The 20,663-nt window shown below is 40.0% G+C and carries 18 protein-coding genes and 1 pseudogene; 11 read left to right on the plus strand and 8 right to left on the minus strand.

Going from position 1 to position 20,663, the window contains the following annotated elements; translation table 11 throughout:
• The first annotated feature begins 40 nt into the window (after positions 1-40).
• Entirely contained in the window at positions 41-4,300 is a 4,260-nt protein-coding gene (locus CRO04_RS13850; RefSeq protein WP_097004846.1) for a 2-hydroxyacyl-CoA dehydratase, read from the plus strand.
• Between the two features lie 61 nt (positions 4,301-4,361).
• On the opposite strand, the gene CRO04_RS13855 is transcribed toward CRO04_RS13850, so the two are convergent.
• The 8 genes and pseudogenes from CRO04_RS13855 to CRO04_RS13885 form a co-directional block, all read right to left on the minus strand.
• Positions 4,362-5,225 carry a DUF6179 domain-containing protein gene (locus tag CRO04_RS13855; protein ID WP_097004847.1) on the minus strand — a complete coding sequence of 288 codons (864 nt, stop codon included), beginning with the start codon at positions 5,223-5,225 and terminating at the stop codon, positions 4,362-4,364.
• Positions 5,209-5,670, minus strand: coding sequence for a DUF6323 family protein (locus CRO04_RS13860; RefSeq protein WP_097004848.1), 462 nt, complete (start codon positions 5,668-5,670; stop codon positions 5,209-5,211). Before CRO04_RS13860 ends, CRO04_RS13855 begins: the two co-directional genes overlap by 17 nt.
• A gap of 114 nt (positions 5,671-5,784) precedes the next feature.
• Positions 5,785-6,423 (minus strand): sensor histidine kinase, encoded by a 639-nt coding sequence (locus tag CRO04_RS13865; protein ID WP_166432560.1) that lies wholly within the window; start codon positions 6,421-6,423, stop codon positions 5,785-5,787.
• Positions 6,424-6,447: 24 nt separating this feature from the next.
• Positions 6,448-6,564, minus strand: a pseudogene (locus CRO04_RS27475) (HAMP domain-containing protein); the annotation flags it as partial.
• Positions 6,565-6,577: 13 nt separating this feature from the next.
• Complete coding sequence (locus CRO04_RS13870) at positions 6,578-7,225, minus strand: ABC transporter permease (protein WP_097004850.1); 648 nt, start codon at positions 7,223-7,225, stop codon at positions 6,578-6,580.
• Positions 7,209-7,970, minus strand: coding sequence for an ABC transporter ATP-binding protein (locus CRO04_RS13875; RefSeq protein WP_097004851.1), 762 nt, complete (start codon positions 7,968-7,970; stop codon positions 7,209-7,211). The genes CRO04_RS13870 and CRO04_RS13875 overlap by 17 nt, the downstream gene beginning before the upstream one ends.
• The gene (locus tag CRO04_RS13880; protein ID WP_242974492.1) at positions 7,951-9,585 is read right to left on the minus strand and encodes an efflux RND transporter periplasmic adaptor subunit; all 1,635 of its coding nucleotides are present in this window, start codon (positions 9,583-9,585) and stop codon (positions 7,951-7,953) included. The genes CRO04_RS13875 and CRO04_RS13880 overlap by 20 nt, the downstream gene beginning before the upstream one ends.
• A gap of 17 nt (positions 9,586-9,602) precedes the next feature.
• Entirely contained in the window at positions 9,603-10,772 is a 1,170-nt protein-coding gene (locus tag CRO04_RS13885) for an S-layer homology domain-containing protein (protein ID WP_097004853.1), read from the minus strand.
• A gap of 193 nt (positions 10,773-10,965) precedes the next feature.
• Here CRO04_RS13885 and CRO04_RS13890 point away from each other — a divergent pair, with 193 nt between their 5' ends.
• From CRO04_RS13890 to CRO04_RS13935, 10 genes are all read left to right on the plus strand, one after another.
• Entirely contained in the window at positions 10,966-12,129 is a 1,164-nt protein-coding gene (locus CRO04_RS13890) for a glycosyltransferase (RefSeq protein ID WP_097004854.1), read from the plus strand.
• Positions 12,126-13,121 carry an NAD-dependent epimerase/dehydratase family protein gene (locus CRO04_RS13895; protein WP_097004855.1) on the plus strand — a complete coding sequence of 332 codons (996 nt, stop codon included), beginning with the start codon at positions 12,126-12,128 and terminating at the stop codon, positions 13,119-13,121. Before CRO04_RS13890 ends, CRO04_RS13895 begins: the two co-directional genes overlap by 4 nt.
• Positions 13,122-13,143: 22 nt before the next feature.
• Positions 13,144-13,884: an MBL fold metallo-hydrolase gene (locus CRO04_RS13900; protein WP_166432561.1), complete on the plus strand. Its 741-nt coding sequence runs from the start codon at positions 13,144-13,146 to the stop codon at positions 13,882-13,884.
• Complete coding sequence (locus CRO04_RS13905; protein ID WP_166432562.1) at positions 13,868-15,157, plus strand: F390 synthetase-related protein; 1,290 nt, start codon at positions 13,868-13,870, stop codon at positions 15,155-15,157. Before CRO04_RS13900 ends, CRO04_RS13905 begins: the two co-directional genes overlap by 17 nt.
• Positions 15,154-16,086 (plus strand): 3-oxoacyl-[acyl-carrier-protein] synthase III C-terminal domain-containing protein, encoded by a 933-nt coding sequence (locus CRO04_RS13910; RefSeq protein ID WP_097004858.1) that lies wholly within the window; start codon positions 15,154-15,156, stop codon positions 16,084-16,086. Before CRO04_RS13905 ends, CRO04_RS13910 begins: the two co-directional genes overlap by 4 nt.
• Positions 16,087-16,235: 149 nt before the next feature.
• Positions 16,236-17,045 (plus strand): transporter substrate-binding domain-containing protein, encoded by an 810-nt coding sequence (locus CRO04_RS13915; RefSeq protein ID WP_097004859.1) that lies wholly within the window; start codon positions 16,236-16,238, stop codon positions 17,043-17,045.
• Positions 17,046-17,143: 98 nt separating this feature from the next.
• Positions 17,144-17,812 carry an amino acid ABC transporter permease gene (locus CRO04_RS13920; RefSeq protein ID WP_097004860.1) on the plus strand — a complete coding sequence of 223 codons (669 nt, stop codon included), beginning with the start codon at positions 17,144-17,146 and terminating at the stop codon, positions 17,810-17,812.
• A 64-nt stretch (positions 17,813-17,876) separates the two neighbouring features.
• Complete coding sequence (locus CRO04_RS13925) at positions 17,877-18,542, plus strand: amino acid ABC transporter ATP-binding protein (protein ID WP_097004903.1); 666 nt, start codon at positions 17,877-17,879, stop codon at positions 18,540-18,542.
• 21 nt (positions 18,543-18,563) lie between these two features.
• Complete coding sequence (locus CRO04_RS13930; RefSeq protein ID WP_097004861.1) at positions 18,564-19,148, plus strand: AAA family ATPase; 585 nt, start codon at positions 18,564-18,566, stop codon at positions 19,146-19,148.
• Positions 19,149-19,185: 37 nt separating this feature from the next.
• Positions 19,186-20,544 carry a CapA family protein gene (locus CRO04_RS13935; protein WP_097004862.1) on the plus strand — a complete coding sequence of 453 codons (1,359 nt, stop codon included), beginning with the start codon at positions 19,186-19,188 and terminating at the stop codon, positions 20,542-20,544.
• The last annotated feature ends 119 nt before the right edge of the window (positions 20,545-20,663 follow it).

Below are 20,663 nucleotides of genomic sequence, written 5' to 3' on the forward strand. Positions count from 1 at the left end.
TTACTTTTACGTAAAAGGAGGCAGGGGTTACCCCGCACATATGAATACATACAATACTTTAGGAATTGATATCGGTTCCACTACCGTAAAGATTGCTATTTTAGACAAAAATCAACAGCTTTTATTTGCTGATTACGAGCGGCATTATGCTAACATACAGGAAACACTTGCAGGCCTTTTAAAGAAGGCCTATGAACAGTTAGGTCCAATGGATCTTGTCCCTTCTATAACCGGATCCGGCGGGCTTACTCTGTCCAGGCATTTAAAGACTCCCTTTGTACAGGAAGTAGTTGCAGTCGCCGCTTCCCTTAAGGATTATGCCCCGCAGACCGACGTGGCAATCGAACTGGGCGGTGAAGATGCAAAAATTATTTATTTTACCGGCGGCATTGACCAGAGAATGAACGGAATCTGTGCCGGAGGTACCGGTTCCTTTATCGACCAGATGGCTGCACTGCTGCAGACGGATGCCAAAGGACTTGATGAATATGCTGCCAGTTATAAAGCCATATATCCAATCGCTGCACGGTGCGGTGTATTTGCCAAAACTGATATTCAGCCGCTTATTAATGAAGGAGCTACCAGAGAGGATCTGGCCGCCTCTATATTTCAGGCAGTGGTAAACCAGACGATCAGCGGACTGGCATGCGGAAAACCCGTTCGTGGCAATGTTGCGTTCTTAGGAGGACCGCTTCATTTTCTTCCTGAACTGAGAAAGGCCTTTATCCGCACATTAAACCTGACAGGAGATGCCATTATTGCTCCGGACCATTCCCATCTTTTCGCTGCCATTGGTGCTGCCATGTGCACAGAAGGAAAGACGGATGTAATCACCTCTCTTGAGAATATGATTTCCAGATTATCAAATGGTATTCGGATGGAATTTGAAGTAAAGCGTATGGAACCGCTGTTTAACGGTCAGGAGGATTACGATGCATTCATCCGCCGTCACAACGGCCACTGCGTGAAAAAAGGAGAATTGTCCTCCTATCACGGCAAATGCTTTTTAGGAATCGATGCAGGGTCCACCACCACAAAGGTTGCCGTGGTTGGAGAAGACGGTACCCTTCTTTACAGTTTTTACAGCAGCAACAATGGCTCTCCCCTGTCAACCGCCATCCGTGCCATAAAAGAAATTAAGGAACAGATGCCAGCAGACAGCCAGATTGTATGGTCCTGCTCAACTGGTTACGGCGAGGCCTTATTAAAGGCAGCTTTTCTCCTGGATGAGGGAGAAGTTGAGACGATTTCCCACTATTATGCGGCAGCATTTTTTGAGCCGGAAGTGGATTGTATCTTAGATATTGGCGGACAGGACATGAAGTGCATCCGCATTAAGAACAATACGGTAGACAGTGTCCAGTTAAATGAGGCCTGTTCCTCCGGCTGCGGTTCCTTTATTGAAACCTTTGCCCATTCCCTGAATTATAAAGTGGAGGATTTTGCTTCTGAAGCACTGTTTGCCAAAAACCCCACAGATCTTGGAACCAGATGTACTGTTTTTATGAATTCCAATGTAAAGCAGGCTCAGAAAGAAGGCGCAGAGGTTTCCGACATTTCCGCAGGGCTTGCGTACTCCGTTATTAAAAACGCCTTATTCAAGGTAATTAAAATAACAAATGCCTCTGATTTAGGAGAGCATGTGGTTGTCCAGGGCGGTACCTTCTACAATAATGCGGTACTGCGCAGTTTTGAAAAAATAGCAGGGTGTGAAGCTGTCAGACCGGATATTGCCGGAATTATGGGCGCATTTGGAGCCGCACTGATTGCAAGAGAGCGTTATGATGGATCTGCAAAGACATCTATGCTGGATCTTGATAAGATCCTCACTCTTCACTATGAGACTTCCATGAGCCGGTGCAAGGGTTGTACCAACAACTGTGTACTTACTGTTAACCGGTTCGACGGCGGACGCCAGTTTATCTCCGGGAACCGCTGTGAGCGTGGACTCGGGAAGGAAAAAACAAGGCGGGAAATTCCCAACCTGTTTGATTACAAAAACCACCGCATGTTTGATTATGAGCCGTTAAGCGCTGATCTGGCAACCCGGGGAGTCATCGGAATTCCGCGAGTTTTAAATCTGTATGAGAATTACCCCTTCTGGGCTGTCTTTTTCCATACATTAAAATTCCGCACCATGCTGTCCCCCCAGTCCACCAGGAAGATCTATGAACTGGGAATTGAATCCATTCCCAGTGAATCAGAATGCTATCCTGCAAAAATTGCACACGGGCATGTAGAATGGCTGATAAAGCAGGGAATTAAAACTATTTTTTATCCCTGTATTCCATACGAACGGAACGAAAGTCCCGATGCAGGCAATCACTTTAACTGCCCGATTGTAACTTCATACGCAGAGAATATTAAAAATAACGTAGAAGGCATTAAAACAGAATCAATCCGTTTTTTAAATCCTTTTATCGCTTTCACCAATGAAGAAATAGTAACACGACGTTTAACAGAAGTATTTACGAAGGAATTTGGAATCCCTGCATCAGAGATCGCAGACGCTTCCCATAAAGCATGGGTGGAACTTTTAGCTTCCCGCACAGATATGGAGAAAAAGGGAGAAGAAACCTTACAGTGGTTAAAGGAAAACAACAGACACGGCATCGTACTTGCAGGAAGGCCTTACCACGTTGATCCGGAAATCAATCACGGTATTCCGGAACTGATCACCTCCTATGGCTTTGCGGTATTAACTGAAGATTCTGTTTCACATCTTGCTGAGATCGAACGCCCGCTGGTAGTTACAGATCAGTGGATGTATCACACCAGGCTTTACCGGGCCGCCAGTCTGGTAAAAAAAGAAAATAACTTAGATTTAATCCAGCTCAATTCCTTTGGATGCGGTCTGGATGCGGTTACAACCGACCAGGTTAATGATATCCTGACCGGTTCCGGTAAAATTTATACAGTATTAAAAATAGACGAAGTGAATAACTTAGGAGCTGCCAGAATCCGTGTTCGTTCGCTCATAGCAGCCTTAAAAGTCCGGGACAAACGGCATTTTGAGCACAAAGTGGTTTCCAGCGCTTACAACCGGGTCCTGTTTACCAAGGAGATGAAAAAGGAATACACCATTTTATGTCCTCAGATGTCTCCTTTGCATTTTGATCTTATACAACCAGCCCTTAGGGCATTCGGCTACCGCGTGGAGGTTCTGCAGAATGATAACCGTTCTGCCATTGATACCGGTTTAAAATATGTGAATAACGATGCCTGCTATCCCTCACTGATTGTCGTAGGACAGATCATGGACGCTCTTCTCTCCGGAAAATATGATCTAAACCGGACGGCTGTATTTATGAGTCAGACAGGGGGCGGCTGCCGTGCTTCCAACTATATCGGCTTTATCCGCAGAGCCCTGGAAAAATCAGGAATGAGCCAGGTACCGGTAATTTCAGTCAATGCAGGCAATATGGAGAGCAATCCAGGCTTTACCATCTCCCTTCCCATGCTGACGAAAGCCATGCAGGCCGTGGTTTACGGAGATGTATTTATGAGAGTGTTGTATGCCACACGGCCCTACGAGAAAATACCCGGTTCCGCCAACTCTCTGCATGACAAATGGAAGGAACGCTGCATTGTGTCTCTTTCTAAGAAGTCCGCTGATATGCTGGAATTCTCCCGCAATATTAAGGGTATCATCAGAGATTTTGACAGCCTGCCAAGAAACTCCCTCAAAAAGCCAAAGGTAGGTATCGTAGGCGAAATTCTGGTGAAGTTCTCTCCTCTTGCCAATAACCGGATTGTAGAACTTCTGGAAGCGGAAGGTGCTGAAGCTGTAATGCCTGATTTAATGGACTTTTTACTGTACTGCTTCTATAATACCAACTTTAAGGCAGATTTCCTGGGTGGAAAAAAATCCACTGCATTCTTTGCAAATATGGGGATCTCACTTCTGGAATTTTTCCGGAAAACAGCCAAACGGGAGCTGGAGAAGAGCGAACACTTTACTGCTCCGGCTCATATCGGTAACCTTGCTGATATGGCAGACCAGTTTGTCTCCATCGGCAATCAGACCGGAGAGGGCTGGTTTTTAACGGGTGAGATGCTGGAGCTGATCCATTCAGGCACCAATAACATCGTCTGTACACAGCCATTTGGATGCCTCCCCAATCATATTGTGGGAAAAGGTGTAATCAAAGAGTTAAGAAAGGCATATCCTGATTCCAACATTATCGCTGTGGACTATGATCCTGGTGCCAGTGAGGTCAATCAGTTAAACCGTATTAAACTTATGCTTTCAACTGCGCAGAAGAATCTTCTGAAAGAACAAGATATTGCTCACGAATAAGAATAATGCTCCGATTGTACAAAAATACCGGAAGCCTGTTATAGGGCTTTCCGGTATATTTTTAACTGATTTCCACTGCCAGCACTGTATTAAGACAGTGATAGTTCAGTGCATGCTTTAATTCAAAGCTGAAATTTCTCATATCCTCTTTTAAATAATTTCCCAGCTCTTTATTTCCCTCATATGCAAAGTCCATCAGTTCATCCACATATTTCTTTAAATGCTCCTCTAAATCCTCTCTTGTGTTACCATTGATAAAATGCTCAAGACGTGTCATCTCTTCATGGGTATATCCATTTAAATCAATGGTTTTTCCCGCGATCCGGCAGCCTAATACATTTCTTAATGCAATAGATGCCAGATTAATAATGAGTTCTCCATAATCATCGGAATAGGCATTCAGCACATAATGGATATACTCTTCAGGCAGTCTCTGCAAAAACTTCTGCTCCAGATATGCGCAGTTTACATAGCTTTCCATTAGATCGGCTCCGCACTGTGCTTCAAATGTAACGAGCACAGGATAATCCAGCGTAAGTATATGGTTCATAGGATCAAAAAGCGGATCGTAATACAGGAAAAAAACCGGTAACCCCTTTTGAAAAGTATCATAACAGCACCGGTTATCATAATGGGAAAACCCTTTCATCATGAGGTTGTAATTCCGGCGGATTTCAGCGACTTTTCCTATGAGAATTTCATATCCACGTCTGTAGACCGTATCCGTGTGCAGGGCAGCATCCACTGCAACAAGTCCCTCAGAGCCAGCACCTGCTTTTTCATATTCTTCAATACAATAAATTACAGCTCCCATCAGCTGTTTAGCCTTTTCATAGGAAATCGACGTACTTTCATTCCCCGTAAATCGTGCTGCCAGCTTTGCCACAACAGGCATAAGTTCCTCTTTGCTATATCTCATCATCATCTTCTTCCCTGCTGCCATGCAGACCAAATCTGGAGTTCCGTGCAAATAGTTCCAAAGAGGTATCCTCAAGATAATCGACAGATCCCTGACAAGGACCATCGAACTGCTCTTTCATATACTCAATCAGTTCATCGTCAGGTATTTCGTCCAGAGTTTCATTTTTATACAAATAAAAAACTTCCTGAAGACGTCCCAGGGTATCCGTATAGTTATCCTGATAAATATACGGCGAATCACAGAATGCAAAAATAAGTTTTGGAAGAATTCCTTCCCCAAATTCCAGCCTCTCCTGTTTTTTTAAAATATTTTTTCTCTCTGTTAAAAGCAGCGCTGCATCTTCCTCTGACAGCTTAAGACCAAACTGTCCGGTATAATCATTTGCAGCATGTAATTTCGTAAGGTATGTCCTGTCATCATTTAGCACCAGCCATTTTTCAACGTCCATAGTCATACTCCTTTCTGATAAATCCACAGTTTACGCCTGTTTCAGAAGAATTACAAGACTTGAAAAAAAGTTGTTTTTGTGGTATTATATTACCATCAGATAAAGCAATTATTCTTATTTTACCGGAAATTTTATTTTCATCATATAGCTGCTGTCGTAGCTGTTCACTTCACATTCCCCACCCATTTTCTCCATCATTGATTTGATATTATTAACTCCAATTTTTGTGCTTTCCCCATTATTTCTGCAAGAAGATATTCCATTTATAAACCATAATTCCACCTGATTTTTCTGGTATTTCATTTCAATTATAACCGGCTTATCTATGTCAGCATATTTTAGGATATTTGAGCTGATATTGTTGACAATTCTTATGATATAATCTATGGATACCGCTATTTTGACCGGCTCCCATATAACCCGGCAATCCGTATAAAATCCCTGGCTTTCCAGAAACATAATCATGTCAGAAATTACATCTTCCATGATATACTGCACCATCTGAGGATCTTCCAGTTCAGCTTCCTTTTCTTCTGTAACCAATACACTTTCAAACAGCTGATCCGACAACACCTTCATCTGCTTTGCTTTTTCCATGCATTTTTTCACATACTGTCTCTGCTTCTCCTCATCAGGAACCTTTCCGTTAGACAGAAGTTCCAGATAGATCATCAAAGTTGTGAGAGGTGTCCGCAAATCATGGGATAAGCCGGTTACCAGGCTTTTGTTGGCAGAACGCAGTTTCTCCTTCATTTCCATATTCTCTTTTAAAGACAGCCTCATCTCATTTAATCCCTGGGCAAGTGAAGTGAGCTCATCCGCCCCACTGATAGAAATTGCCTTATCCAGGGAACCGCCCTTTAAAACCTTTACTTCCCTCTCCAGGAGAGTGATTTATGTGATCTTTTTAATCCCCTATATTAGCATTCTTTTCTATTTTAACTGCAACCGTATAAGGAATCCAGACAAAATCATCTTCTCCTCCGCTTTCTGAATACTGTTTGTTTTTTATTTCATATACACCCACTATGTCAAATGTGTTTTCTCCTATTTTTATTTTTTTACCTACCCCATTTTCCTCAGCTCCATATAACTTTTTTGCCACATATCCCCCAATCACACAAATCCTCTGTCTGGATTCAATGTCGGAATAAAGTATGGAACGTCCTGCTTTAATCTTCAGCCCTTTCATATCTCCATACTGCTCACTGCACCCTGAAACCGCTGTATAATTAAGCGATTCTTCTCCGTTTCGTACTTTTCCGGAAACATTCACAACCGGACTCATACGTTCAAATATATTGGTATTCTCTTCATAAAACCCATACATCTGCCCACTGTTTACTGCCCTTGATGAAAGGTTAGTCACATTGACCTGTATCTGATTAGCACCCATATCGGAGAAACTTTTCATTACACTATTCATGTAACCGTTAATCAGGCTCACCAGGACAATCACAGCGGCTACTCCGATTATGATTCCCAGCATTGTAAGAAAAGAGCGCATTTTATTGCCCCATATACTTCTTAGTGCAAGCTTAAAGGATTGTCGCATAATCTCCTGCCTTTCCGTCAAAATTGATTTTTCCATCCGCAATACGGATAATCCGTTTTGCTTCCAATGCAATCGTATTGTCATGAGTAATCATCACAATGGTATTGCCTTCCTCATTGATCTGCTTTAAAAAATCCAGAACCTCCCTGCTGGTTTTGGAATCAAGGGCTCCCGTAGGTTCATCTGCCAGAATCAGTGACGGATTTCCGGAAAGTGCCCGGGCAATGGAAACTCTCTGCTGCTGCCCTCCTGAGAGCTGACCAGGAAGATTTCTCCATTTTTCTTCCAGCCCCACTTTCTTTAATGCCTGGTACGTACGCTCTTTTCGTTCTCCAGCCTCTACTCCTGCATAGAGAAGGGGAAGTTCCACATTTTCGGCTATATTTAACTTTGGGAGTAAATTGTATTGCTGAAATATAAACCCGATCATCTCATTCCTGATACGGGCCAGCTGTTTGTCTCCCATCTCCCGTACCGGCTCTCCCCCTAAGTAATATTCCCCTTTGGATGGGACATCTAAGGCTCCTATGATATTCATAAGAGTTGATTTTCCGCTTCCCGACTTACCTACAATTGCAGCAAATTCTCCTTTTGTGATTGCAAGACTTACATCGTCGTTGGCATAGATTACCTCTCCCCCAAGGTTATAGATCTTATAGATATGATCCAGCTTAATTAATTCGCAGTCCCCACAGGTTCCCAAAGATTTTCTGCTGACTTTTCTTTTATTCCCCAGCTTCACCATCAGGCCCACCTCCCATGTCATCCATAAGGTTACCCATTGGCAATTCGGTTTCTTTCTGGGCAGCATAAACCAGATCCCCTTCTGCCAGTCCGCTCTTTATCTCCACAGCTTCTGCACTGATCAGTCCGGTCTCTACCTTTACCGCCCGAAAACCGGCAGGCACATCTCCCTGACTCTCCAGTGCTTTATCATCCTTTATATAAACAAAATTTCCCCGCATTAGAGCAGCTGCCGGTATCAGAAGTACATCCTCTGCACTGCCGGTGGAAATCACTCCCTGCACATTAATACCTGGAATCAAATCCTCTTTATTATCCAGAGTGACAATGACCGGATAGGTGCTGACTCCATTGGTTACCGTACTTTCCAGGCTTACATTTGTGACAGTCGCAGAATACGTTTTTCCAGGGTAAGCATCTGCAGTCACAGCCACTTTCTGACCTGTTTTTACCTTATGTATATCAAGTTCATCTACCGGAAGCTTAAAAGTCAGTTGGGAAAGATCATAGATGACAGCAAGATCCGGATCAGTATTTGTATTTTTGCTTATGGTATCTCCGGTTTTATATTTTTTCGCAACTACTGTTCCGGATATTGGAGCCTTAATCGTATAATTTTCGTAATTTTTCCTTGTAATGTCTAATTTATTTTTTGCTGATTCTGCATTTTCCTCTGCCTGATTCATGGGATCTGTGTAATTTTTCTTCAGATCATCTGCACTTATCTCTGTGATACGAAACAATGGAGTCCCTTTTTGCACATAATCTCCTTCATTTACAAGAAGTGCTTCTACTTCAACAGAAACCGGGAGATCTGCCTCCAGAGCACTGTTAATCTCCGGCTCGAAAGTTCCGTCTTCTGCACCGGATACCCCTCCTACAGATACAGTCGCTTTTATCCCGCTGGTTAAACCTCCGGGATTTTGCACAGAGACAGTCACCCTGCGAACCAATCTGCCTCCGGTCAGAGCAGTTTCCTGACTGGAAACTGTTTCTACCGTTCCCGGAATCTGCTCTCCCGTGTCAGAAAGAGTGATGACTGCTGCAGCGCCTGCTGCAAAAGCGGCGGCATCTCCGGAAAGAAAGGGTACCTTCAGTTTTACCACATGATCATCATAAAGATCTGCAATTTTCGTTCCGCTATCCACTTTAGAACCGGCTTTAATATATAATTCCTTAATATATCCGGATTTTTTTGCTTTATAGGTATTACCACTGTATTTTAAAACAGCATCTTCATAAAGTTTTTTTGCCTGTTCCAGAGAGCTGTTTGCCCTGGATAATGCATTTTCAGAGCCTGACAGTTCAGAATCCATGGCGGATTTATTAATCTCATACAGGACCTGTCCCTTCTCTACCTGGTCTCCCTCCGAAAAATCGGCTGTTAAGATCTCTCCTTCCACCATAGATGTGATTTTGTATGTATTTTTTGCAGCCAGAGTTCCGGAAGCCTTTAATTCAGTAACAATATTTCCCTTTGAAACGACAGCAGTATTTAACGTAATACTGTCGTCAGGCATGCTCGTTTTTCCAATTTGCTTTATCACAATAAATACTGCTGATATGGCAGCTGCAGCTGTAGCAATAAGCAGAATGTTTCTTTTATTTTTATTCATAAACTCTCGCCTCATTTTCAATAGTCAATGGCATCCACTGCCGTATAGCTGGTGCCATTTTTGCTGCATACCATCACTACCTTATCCCCGACCGTCACTTTTCCATAGATCGAAAACAGATACTGCAGCTTGGAAGACTCTAAATTAATGGACAGATATCCATTGCTGTCTACATTCTCACTATTGTTTATTTCGCTGTCTGAATTGCTGCTGTCAATCTCAAGGCGAATAGAGGTGGGAGTAATCACATCGGTGGATTTATAATAAATATTTTTAACTTCACCCAGTATCAGAACATAAGCGTTCTCACCAGTCAGAGTATCTTTATCCCAACCATCCGTGGTATATGCCCATATGGTTTTTGATTTCACATTATAATAGATTACTGCAAAACCGTTGGCTTTTTGAGATTGCTTCACAGCCGCTAACGTACTGGCAGCTCCGTTTAAAAAAACGTTTGCCTTTTCTGACCCAAAAGGTACAGACTGAATCACACTAAATCCCCTCCGTACCAGAAGCGGACCTTTTCTTTCATCTTTAAGAATAGAGATCGGATTGATTTCCCCATCCGAATTAAGCTCACAATTTAAGAGCTTGCCATAGATTTCACCAGTATCCTTTTTCTTTGTTTTGAGGAGATTATAAAAAAGATTTACACAGTCTGTCTGAGTCATGCACTCATCGGCTGTCCGGCTTAAGTTTTCGTTCAGCTCCAGAAATTGAAATTTTGATATGCGGGAAGAAGTTATATCTCCTGTAAAATCCTCATCTTTATATCCCAGCAGTGAAAGCACTGCTTTTACGCCTTCTCTGTATGTAACCTTTTCTTCTGGTTTAAAGACTCCGCCAAGATAACCTGCCATCCACTCCTGAGAAGCTGCTATTTTAATATATTCAGCCATGGGATGATTTGCAGGAACGTCTTTAAAAACAGAAGAACCGGATTTTGGAAGATTCTCCCTGTAGCTGGAAGCGTTTACCAGCATCTGGGCAAATTCTCCCCTTGTTACGATCCCCATATTATTTGTAAGTTGCATAATTCCTGTTAAATTGATAACTTTATCCCGCATATTAAAATCAGAAGAACTTATATTAGCATAAGAAGTTTCCGGACACAGGCCGGAAATAACGACAGCTGCTGTCAAAAAGCTTCCTAAGTTTCGATACAGACCATTTTTAATACTCATATGATATCTCTCTCCTTTTTTACTTGATGATTCTATTATGAGCAAAAAATCTTAATGGTTTCTAAATGGCTTCTGAACAATTCTAAAACCACAAATTACATTTTGGTATATAACCATCAAATCTGCGTTTTTTTATATCTTTCTCACAGACAATCTGATAAGATAGTAAAAAGTAAAGAGACAGGTGGATATTATGAAATTATTAATTATTATAATCAGCTTACATTTAATATTATATATCCTGCGGTTTATAATGGCTAAAAACTATTATTACAGTCAGCAGATGACAGGAACAGTAATAGAGAACGGTGATAAGTTTTCTGTTATTCAGCCCATTGTATCTGGTGATTGCAATCTGGAACATTGCCTGAAATCAAATGTAAAAAATGGAGGAAAAGCAAATTTTATCTGGATAATTAATGAGACCGATCATGAAGCGTGCAGAATTGTTAACAAAGTAAAAGAAGAAACAGGAAAAGATATCAAAATCATTACAGCAGCAGTTATTCCCAAAGAAAAAAATGAGAAAGTATATAAACAAAAATTAGCACTGCCTTATGCCAGGGAATTTTTTATTGCAGCAGATGATGATGTAATTCTTTCATTCGACCAGCTTTATGTATTAAAACATAAACTAAACAGGCAGGATTGTGTAATTACCGGACTGCCGTATTACCGTATGGGATCTGATTTTCTGACGAATTTAGTTGTGGGATTTGTTAATGGAAATACGTTATTAACGTATCTGGTAATAGCAAGGCTGGGTACAGTAGGCAGTTTAAATGGCATGTGTTATATGGCTAAAAAAGATACATTTACTCGTTTAAATATTTTTGAAAAAACAGAGGAAAAACTATCAGATGAATATGAAATTGCAAAGATATTGCAAAACGAGAATATTGAAATTATTCAGAGCACATGTCCCTGCTCCGTTGGAACTACCATTAATAATTTCAGTCATTACACGAATCTGATGAGACGATGGATGGTATTTGCAAATGTATATATGGCGGATAAACTCCAGTTATCCACCTTATTGACTATTGTGGTACCTGTTGCTCTACCCTTTCTTATTTTCATAAATGTCTTAATAATCAATAATATTAAGATACTTCCAATTATTCTTCTCATCCAGACAGCAATCGCTTTTATGAATTATAATCAAAGGCGTCAATACTTTAAAATAAAGGAACCATTAATAATATTATTATTCGAAGTAATAAGTGCATATTTGCAGCCCATCCATTACATAAGAAGTTTGATTAATCCAGGATTGGTTATTTGGAGAAATAATAAGGTCATCATTAATAAAGATGGCACAGTCAGGTATGAAAAAGTTGGAGGTACACCATCATGAGAGTTTGTGTTACAGGCGCTACTGGATTTTTAGGAAAATATGTTGTGGAGTTATTAACAGAAAAAGGCTGCAAAGTAACAGCCTTTGGAAGAAATGCAGATAAAGGAGCACAACTTAAAAATGATAACGTAACATTTATAAAAGGCAACTTAGAAAGCCTGCGTGATGTTTCATTAGCAGTAAGGGACTGTGAATATGTTATTCATGCAGGTGCCTTATCTTCTTCATGGGGACCAGAAAAAGACTTTTATAATACAAATGTGAAAGGGACGGAAAATGTATTAAAATCGTGTGAAAAGTATAAAATAAAGCGATTAGTTTTTATTTCTTCACCAAGTATTTATACAAGAAATAAAGACCAGCATTTTATTAAAGAATCACAGGTTGCATGGAATAGTAAGTTAAATTATTATATTCAGTCGAAAATTCTTGCAGAAAAAGCTATCAATAATTTTAAGACCAATACGTTTGAAAAAGTCATTATACGCCCACGTGGGTTATTTGGCATAGGCGATACCAGTATAATTCCCAGACTAATGCGTGCAAATAAAGTAACAGGCATTCCTGTCTTTAATAATGGGGATAATTCCGTAGATATTACCTGCGTTGAAAACGTTGCTCATAGTATCTGGCTGGCAATGACTGTCACTGGCCTTGACGGGTCAGTTTATAATATAACCAATGGTCAGCCTATGGCATTCAAAAAAATTTTATCGCTGTTCTTAAAAGAAACCGGACAAAAACCCAGATTTGTAAAATTAAATTATCCCGTTATGTCTAAAGTGGTAGGAGGCATTGAATGGCTCTGCAAAATAATGGCCATAAAGCGAGAACCGGTTTTTACAAGGTATACATTAATGACATTGGGCTTTAGTCAGACCTTAAGTATAGAAAAAGCAAAAAATGAACTGGGGTATGAACCGGTTTATTCCATTGAGGAAGGTATTAAAAATTATGCAAAATGGTATCGAGAACAAAATTACAAACATTAAGTTCTATAACTGCGGATATTGTATGAATGACTTGAAGCGTATGTATAAAGAGATAAAAAAGCATGAAAAAATGATCTTTCAGGCCAGGGTTATGTTAATAGAACATAAGACATATGGAAAGATTCTTGTAGATACAGGATACAGTCATAGAATATATGAAAATGGACTGACTTCTAAACTATATCATTTGATAAATCCAACTACTTATAGGAAGAAAGACCATATTTTATATCAGTTAAGGAAAGATGGTATTAAACATAATGATATATCCATGATTATTTTAACTCATCTCCATCCCGATCATATTGGCGGGCTGGGTGATATGAAAAACACAAAAATAATTATGAGCCATAAATGCCGGGAAAGAATCACTGGTGCCAGATATAAAGAACTGGTATTTCCTAATCAGATTGGAAAGAGCATGGAGAATCAAATTATACCAGTGCATGTGAATCATAAATCTCCGTTAAAGGATTTCAATGGGATGGATCTATTGGGAGACGGTTCAGTCTGGCTTATGGACTTAGAAGGACATGCATATGGTCAGATCGGTGTGTATATTCCGGAAAAAAAGATTTTTTATGTGGCAGATGCTGTGTGGGGAATTAATTATTTAAAATACAGGCTGCGTTTGATTCCCAGACTCATACAGAATGATTACAATGCTTATGTAAAAACGGTAAAAAAATTGTCAGCTTTAAAGGGGGTTGCAATTATCTCCACACATGGAGAAGAGGTATATAAAGATGCACAAAAAATTTAGAATTATTTTAAGTTACATAAAATACAGGAATTCAAAAAAATTAAAAAGCAGAGATGCAATTCAGAAATATCAAAAAAAAGGGATAAAAAAATTATTAAAGCATATTAAAAAATATTCAATCTACTACAGAAAAAAACTGCAGAATCATGATGATTTGTTTTCTTTACCCATTATGAATAAGGCTGTTATGATGGAAAATTTTGATGAACTGGTATGTGCAGATATAAAAAAAGAAGAAGCCTTAAATTTTGCGGTTTCTGCTGAAAAAGGCAGAAATTTTAATAATAAGTTAAATGGTCTTACCGTGGGGTTATCTTCAGGGACTTCAGGACATCAGGGAATATTTATTGCAAGTCAAAAGGAAGCGGATATCTGGACAGGAGCCATTTTAGCCCGATTATTACCGGATACCATAGGTAAACAGGAAATTGCTTTTTTCCTAAGGGCAAACAGTACGCTGTACGAAAATGTGAAAACAGGAAAAATAAGTTTTACCTATTATGATATTTATAAACCGTTTGATGAACATATCAATAAACTTAATCAGACAAACACCAGTATTTTAATCGCCCCTCCATCGGTTTTATTCCTATTAGCCGAAGCTGTACAGGAAGACAAGCTTCATATGAATTTAACAAAAGTCATATCTGTTGCTGAAGTTCTGGAGAAATCCGATGAGGAATACTTCAGAAGCGTATTTAAGCAAAAAGTCATTCATCAGGTATATCAATGTACCGAAGGTTTTTTGGGATACACTTGTGAATATGGCACACTGCATATGAATGAAGATATTGTATTCATAGAAGAAGAACAAATTGATGAAGACCGGTTTATTCCAGTTATTACTGATTTTACCAGAAGATCCCAGCCGGTTGTAAGATATCGCTTAAATGATGTTTTATTGCATAAAAAAGATAAGTGTCCCTGTGGAAGTCATTTTATGGCTCTTGAAAAGATTGAAGGCCGTGAAGATGATGTTTTTATTTTGGAAAATAAAAATGGCAATGATACGAAAGTATTTTCTGATATTATCAGCCGCTGTATCTTATATGTCAGGGGTATAAAGCAATATCAGGTAATACAGGAAAATAAAAAGTCTATACGGATTTTATTAGAATATGAAAAGAATGCTGATCCGCAAACAGTACAAAAACAACTTAAGGCAGAGTTTTCAAATACATTATCACGATTAGACTGCACGGATATAGGCATTATATTTGATAAATATCAGCACACAACAGATAAAAAGCTAAAGAGGGTTATCAGATTATGAAAAACTTAAAAATCATCGGGTATGGAAAAGACAAAGGAAATAAAATAATACAATTTGACAATAATATTCGTCATAGAATGGATGAAACACAAAGCCATTACACTATGTCGGTCAATGCTGTTGAACAGGCGCTTCTGGTTGCAGAATGTACCATAGATGATATGGATTTAATTGTTTATGCAAGTGCCGTCGGCTATCAGCCTATCCCCTGCTCAGCATCACTTATTTTAGAAAAGTTTGAACCAAAAAAGCCAATCCCATGCATGGACATTAATACAACCTGTACCAGCTTCATAACCGCGCTTGATACAATTTCTTACATGGTACATGATGGACGATATAACAGAGTATTGATCCTGTCGGCAGAAACAGCTTCCCTTGGTATTAATCCGGACCAAAAGGAGAGCTATGAATTATTTAGTGATGGGGCCGCCGCAATTATTGTTGAAAAAGATGAGACTGCTGAATCAGGAGTGATGTTTGGCATGTGGCAGACATGGACCCAGGGTGCCCATAATACGGAAATACGGGGTGGACTCAGCAGCCTTCACCCACGGCACTATACAAAAGAAAACAAAGCTGAATATTTATTTGATATGAATGGTCCAAAGATATTGAGACTGGTAGCGAAAAAGATTCCTGAGTTTGTGCAACAATTGGAAAAAGAGATTGGTATGACCTTAGGAGATATCGATTTAATCATACCACATCAGGCAAGCCGCGCGCTTCCTGTAATTATGAAAAAATTAGGGGTAAAGGAAGGGAAATATATGAATCATGTTGAAGAATACGGCAATATGATTGCTGCTTCTGTTCCCTATCTATTGTGTTTAGCCTTAGAAGAGAATCGAATCAAAAAAGGAAATACAGTACTTCTGTTTGGAACAGCAGCCGGACTGACAATCAGCGGATTATTGATAAAAATATAGTCATTGGTAAAATATGGATAACGGCAGGAAACATAAAACGAGATTTAAAAATTGACAATATAAATTGTATTATATATAATATTGCTTATATTGCGATACCATAACTTGTTATTGTTTATTAAAAAATGAAATAATAGAGGAGATTAACTATGAAAAAAATGTTGGCTTTGGTTTTATGTACACTTTTATCCAGTGCTGTATTATTGACTGGGTGCGGTTCTCAGGAGAAGGCGGATACTGCTAAGGAAACCACTTTACAAGCAGATGGCGGCTCAGCAGATGATAAAACCTGGATCATTGCTACGGATACTGTATTTAAACCATTTGAATATACCAACGAAAAGAACGAATTTGTTGGTATTGATGTTGATTTGCTTGCTGCCATTGCAGAAGATCAGGGATTTAAGTATGAATTGCAGAGCCTTGGCTGGGATGCAGCCGTTGCTGCTGTTCAGTCAGGTCAGGCAGACGGTCTTATTGCAGGTGCCACAATTAAACAGGAGCGTATTGATTCCGGCTGGATTTTTTCCGACGGATATTATAATGCCTCCCAGACATTTGTAGTGAGCAAGGGAAGCGACATTAAGACCTTTGAAGATCTTAAGGGTAAAAATGTTGCAGTTAAAAACGCTACAGCTGGTGCCGATTTTGCAAACAGCCTGAAAGACAAGTATGGTTTTACAGTAACTGTTTTTGATGATTCACCAACCATGTATCAGGATGTAATACTGGGAAACAGCGCAGCATGTGTGGAAGATTTACCGATTATGAAAGCTTCTATTAAAGAAGGCGGACTTGATCTTATGATTCCGGAAGGTATGGAAAGTGAAGGAGCTCCTTACGGATTTGCCATTCTGAATAAAGATAAGCAGGAATTACTGGATATGTTCAATGCAGGACTTGCAAATATCAAAGCAAATGGAAAATACGATGAAATTATCGATAAATATTTAAAATAGCTATAAGTATAAAAGTTGATTACGAACGTGAGAGACTGTAACAGGAATCTCACGTTCTTGTTATCATCCTATATAAATAAAAATACGGAGGTTAAGTTATGATTACGATCATTCAAACCTATGGCCCTATGCTGCTTCAGGCATTGGGCAAAACGTTACTGCTTACGTTGTTATCATTGGTTTTCGCCATGATAATCGGATTGGTTTTTTCATTGATGAACGTCGGGAAAAATCGCTTTTTTAATTTTATCGGGATTGCATATGTTGATGGCGTTCGTGGTGTTCCGCTGATTGTTTTGGCCTATTTTATATATTTTGGTATCCCCACCGGAATTAAAATGATGGGAATACAGGATTTCAGACTGACCGCTCTTCAGGCAGGTACAATCGCCCTTGCCATGAATTGCGGTGCTTATATGGCTGAGATAATCCGGGCAGGTATTGAAAGTGTTGATAAGGGACAGATGGAAGCCAGCAGGAGTCTTGGTTTAAACTATGCGAAAAGTATGCGGCTGGTTGTGCTGCCTCAGGCGGTCCGCACAATGATCCCGTCTATTATCAATCAGTTCATCATTACACTAAAAGACACGTCCATTCTTTCTGTTATTGGATTCCCGGAGCTTACTAATATGGGAAAAACAATTAGTGGAAATACTTTAAAAAGTCTGCAAACCTGGGCAATTGTAGGTATCATGTACATGGTTGTTATTATTACTCTCAGTAAAGTTGCAAAGAGGGTTGAAAGGAGGGTTAACCGTGGAAGATAAAACGATTAAGATTCATGTTGAAAAATTAAAGAAAAATTTTGGAACATTAGAAGTTTTAAAAGACATGAGTATTGATATTTTCGAAGGAGAAGTCGTGGTCTTATTAGGACCTTCCGGAAGCGGTAAGTCTACTTTTCTTAGGTGTCTCAATCAGCTTGAGGAAGCCACCGCCGGCATCATCGTCGTAGATGGTATGAATATCACAGATAAACACACCGATATAAATAAAGTACGTGAAAATATTGGTATGGTGTTCCAGCACTTTAATCTTTTTCCTCATAAAACTGTTTTAGAAAATATCATGCTTGCTCCGGTGGAGCTAAAGCTTATGACTAAGGCAGAGGCGAAAGAAAAGGGCATGCAGTTATTGAACCGTGTAGGACTGGATACAAAAGCAGATGCGTACCCATCCCAGCTTTCCGGAGGTCAGAAGCAGCGTATTGCAATTGCAAGATCATTGGCCATGAATCCTGACATTATGCTTTTTGATGAACCCACCTCTGCACTGGATCCTGAAATGGTAGGGGAAGTACTGGCCGTTATGAAAGAGCTTGCATCCGAAGGTATGACCATGGTTGTAGTAACACATGAAATAGGTTTTGCAAAAGAAGTAGCGGACCGGATTGTATTCATGGACGATGGTTATATAGTAGAGCAGGGTTCAGCCCAGGAAGTTATTATGAACCCGAAAGAAAGCAGAACCATCGATTTTTTAAATAAAGTGTTATAGTCTGTTTTGGAGGAGTGACCTATGAAAAAGATTATTACAATCAGTCGTGAGTTTGGTGCTGGCGGAGGAGAAATCGGAAGAAAAGTAGCCAGTATTATGAACTATGAATTTTATGATAAAGAGTTGATTTTAAAAGCTGCAAGGGAATCCAATGTAGATGTTGAAAGTTTGTTGAAATGGGATGATAAAATTCCGGTCAATTTCGGATTTGCCCAGAGCCTCTTTGATTTTTACAATAAGCCTCTGAGTGAAAAACTTTTTAATGCCCAGAGTCATATTATTAGAGAAGTGGCGGAAAAAGGAAATTGCGTGATTGTTGGCCGAAATGCAAATACCATACTGAAGGAATATGATTATACGTTACACGTATTTGTACATGCAGATCCTCACTGGCGTTTCGAGCGTATGAAGAGTCAGATGCCTGATGCATCTGCAGCTAAAACAAAAGAGCAGATTTCTACTATTGATAGAATGAGAAGAAAAAATTGTGCTTATTATACTAATACAGAATTTGGCGGAGCTGATTATTATGATATCAGTTTCAATACATCCAAGTTAGGGATCGATACCTGTGTGGAGACCATCTGTAATTTAGCAAAGAAGTAAATGGGAACTTTTAATAGGAAAGGTGTGATAAAATACCATGAACAGGAACAAAATTTTTATTCTGGCCGCCATCCTTATGCTGCTTACCGGATGTGAAAGATCTGCCGTTCTCCCAGTATCCTCAAACTATGTGACCGGGCAGGATAAGGCTTCCTCTCCTTCCCAGCTCCCAGCGGTTCCACAGGAAACAAGGTTTGATGCGGACAGGCTCCCGGAAGGAATCAGTGATAATTTTATGTATTATATTAAATCAACATACGGAACCGAAGTCTATGAAAAACTCATAGCTTCTTTTGAATCCGGCTCCACTGAGAGCGAGCTGTGGCATAAACTGACCGGTTGTTCACTACTTGTGTTAAAGGATCTCTATTCGGGTGTTCTTAGCACCTCTGACATCGCACGCTCCCACCGGATCTGGCGGAAGGAATCTTTAAATCCCAATCAGGTGGTATTATCCTTTGCCGGAGATATCAGTTTTGCAGATGGATACGCCAACATGTCCGCATACCACGCAAGAGGCGGCATTGATTCCTGTATTCTCTCCAGTGTAAAAGCACGGATGTCTGCCGCAGATATCATGATGATAAACAATGAATTCTGTTACAGCAGGAGGGGGAATCCGCTGCCGGGGAAGACTTTTACGTTCCGGGCGGATCCCGCCATGGTACAAAACTTACATACCCTGTCGGTAGATCTGGTATCTCTGGCTAATAACCACGTTTACGATTACGGGCCGGATGCTCTTCTTGATACACTTGACACCTTATCTGCTGCTGGTATCCCCTATGCCGGTGCCGGAAGAAACATTGATGAAGCAAAAGAGCCCGTTTATTTCATATCAGGCGGTATGAAACTATCCTTTATATGTGCTACACAGATCGAACGTTCCACGTTATTTACAAAAGAAGCAGGCACTGACAGCCCAGGAGTTCTAAGAACCGATGATCCCGCTCTCTACTTAGATGTTGTTAAAAAAGCAAAAGCAGCCAGCGACTTTGTAGTGGTTTTTATCCACTGGGGAACGGAAGGAACCAATTATTTTGAAGAAGACCAGCGAGCTCTCGCCCATCAGCTGATTGACCATGGAGCAGGACTAATCATCGGATGCCACCCTCATGTTCTTCAGGGAATTGAATATTACAAGAGTGTTCCTATTGTATACAGCCTCGGAAATTTCTGGTTCAACAGCAGAACGATTCCTACCGGACTTGTGGAAGCAACGGTTACTCCCTATGGACTTGATAAACTGCAGTTTATCCCATGTATTCAGAAAAATTGCACCACCGATCTGATTGTCTCCCCTGATAAAAAACAAAGTGCTATACAGTTTATGCAGCAACTCTCTCCGTCTGTTAACATCGATGAGGAAGGAATTATACAGCCTCTATTGAACTAAAACAAGAAAATATTACGATTTTTTTAACAATTCGTTATCTTCTTACGGAATCTTACGCCTTTTTAACATTCCTTGACCCTGTACCTACTCCATGGTTTAAAGTCACCTTATCAGCAGAT

This window comes from Lacrimispora amygdalina (assembly GCF_900205965.1).
Taxonomy (GTDB): Bacteria; Bacillota; Clostridia; order Lachnospirales; family Lachnospiraceae; genus Lacrimispora; species Lacrimispora amygdalina_A.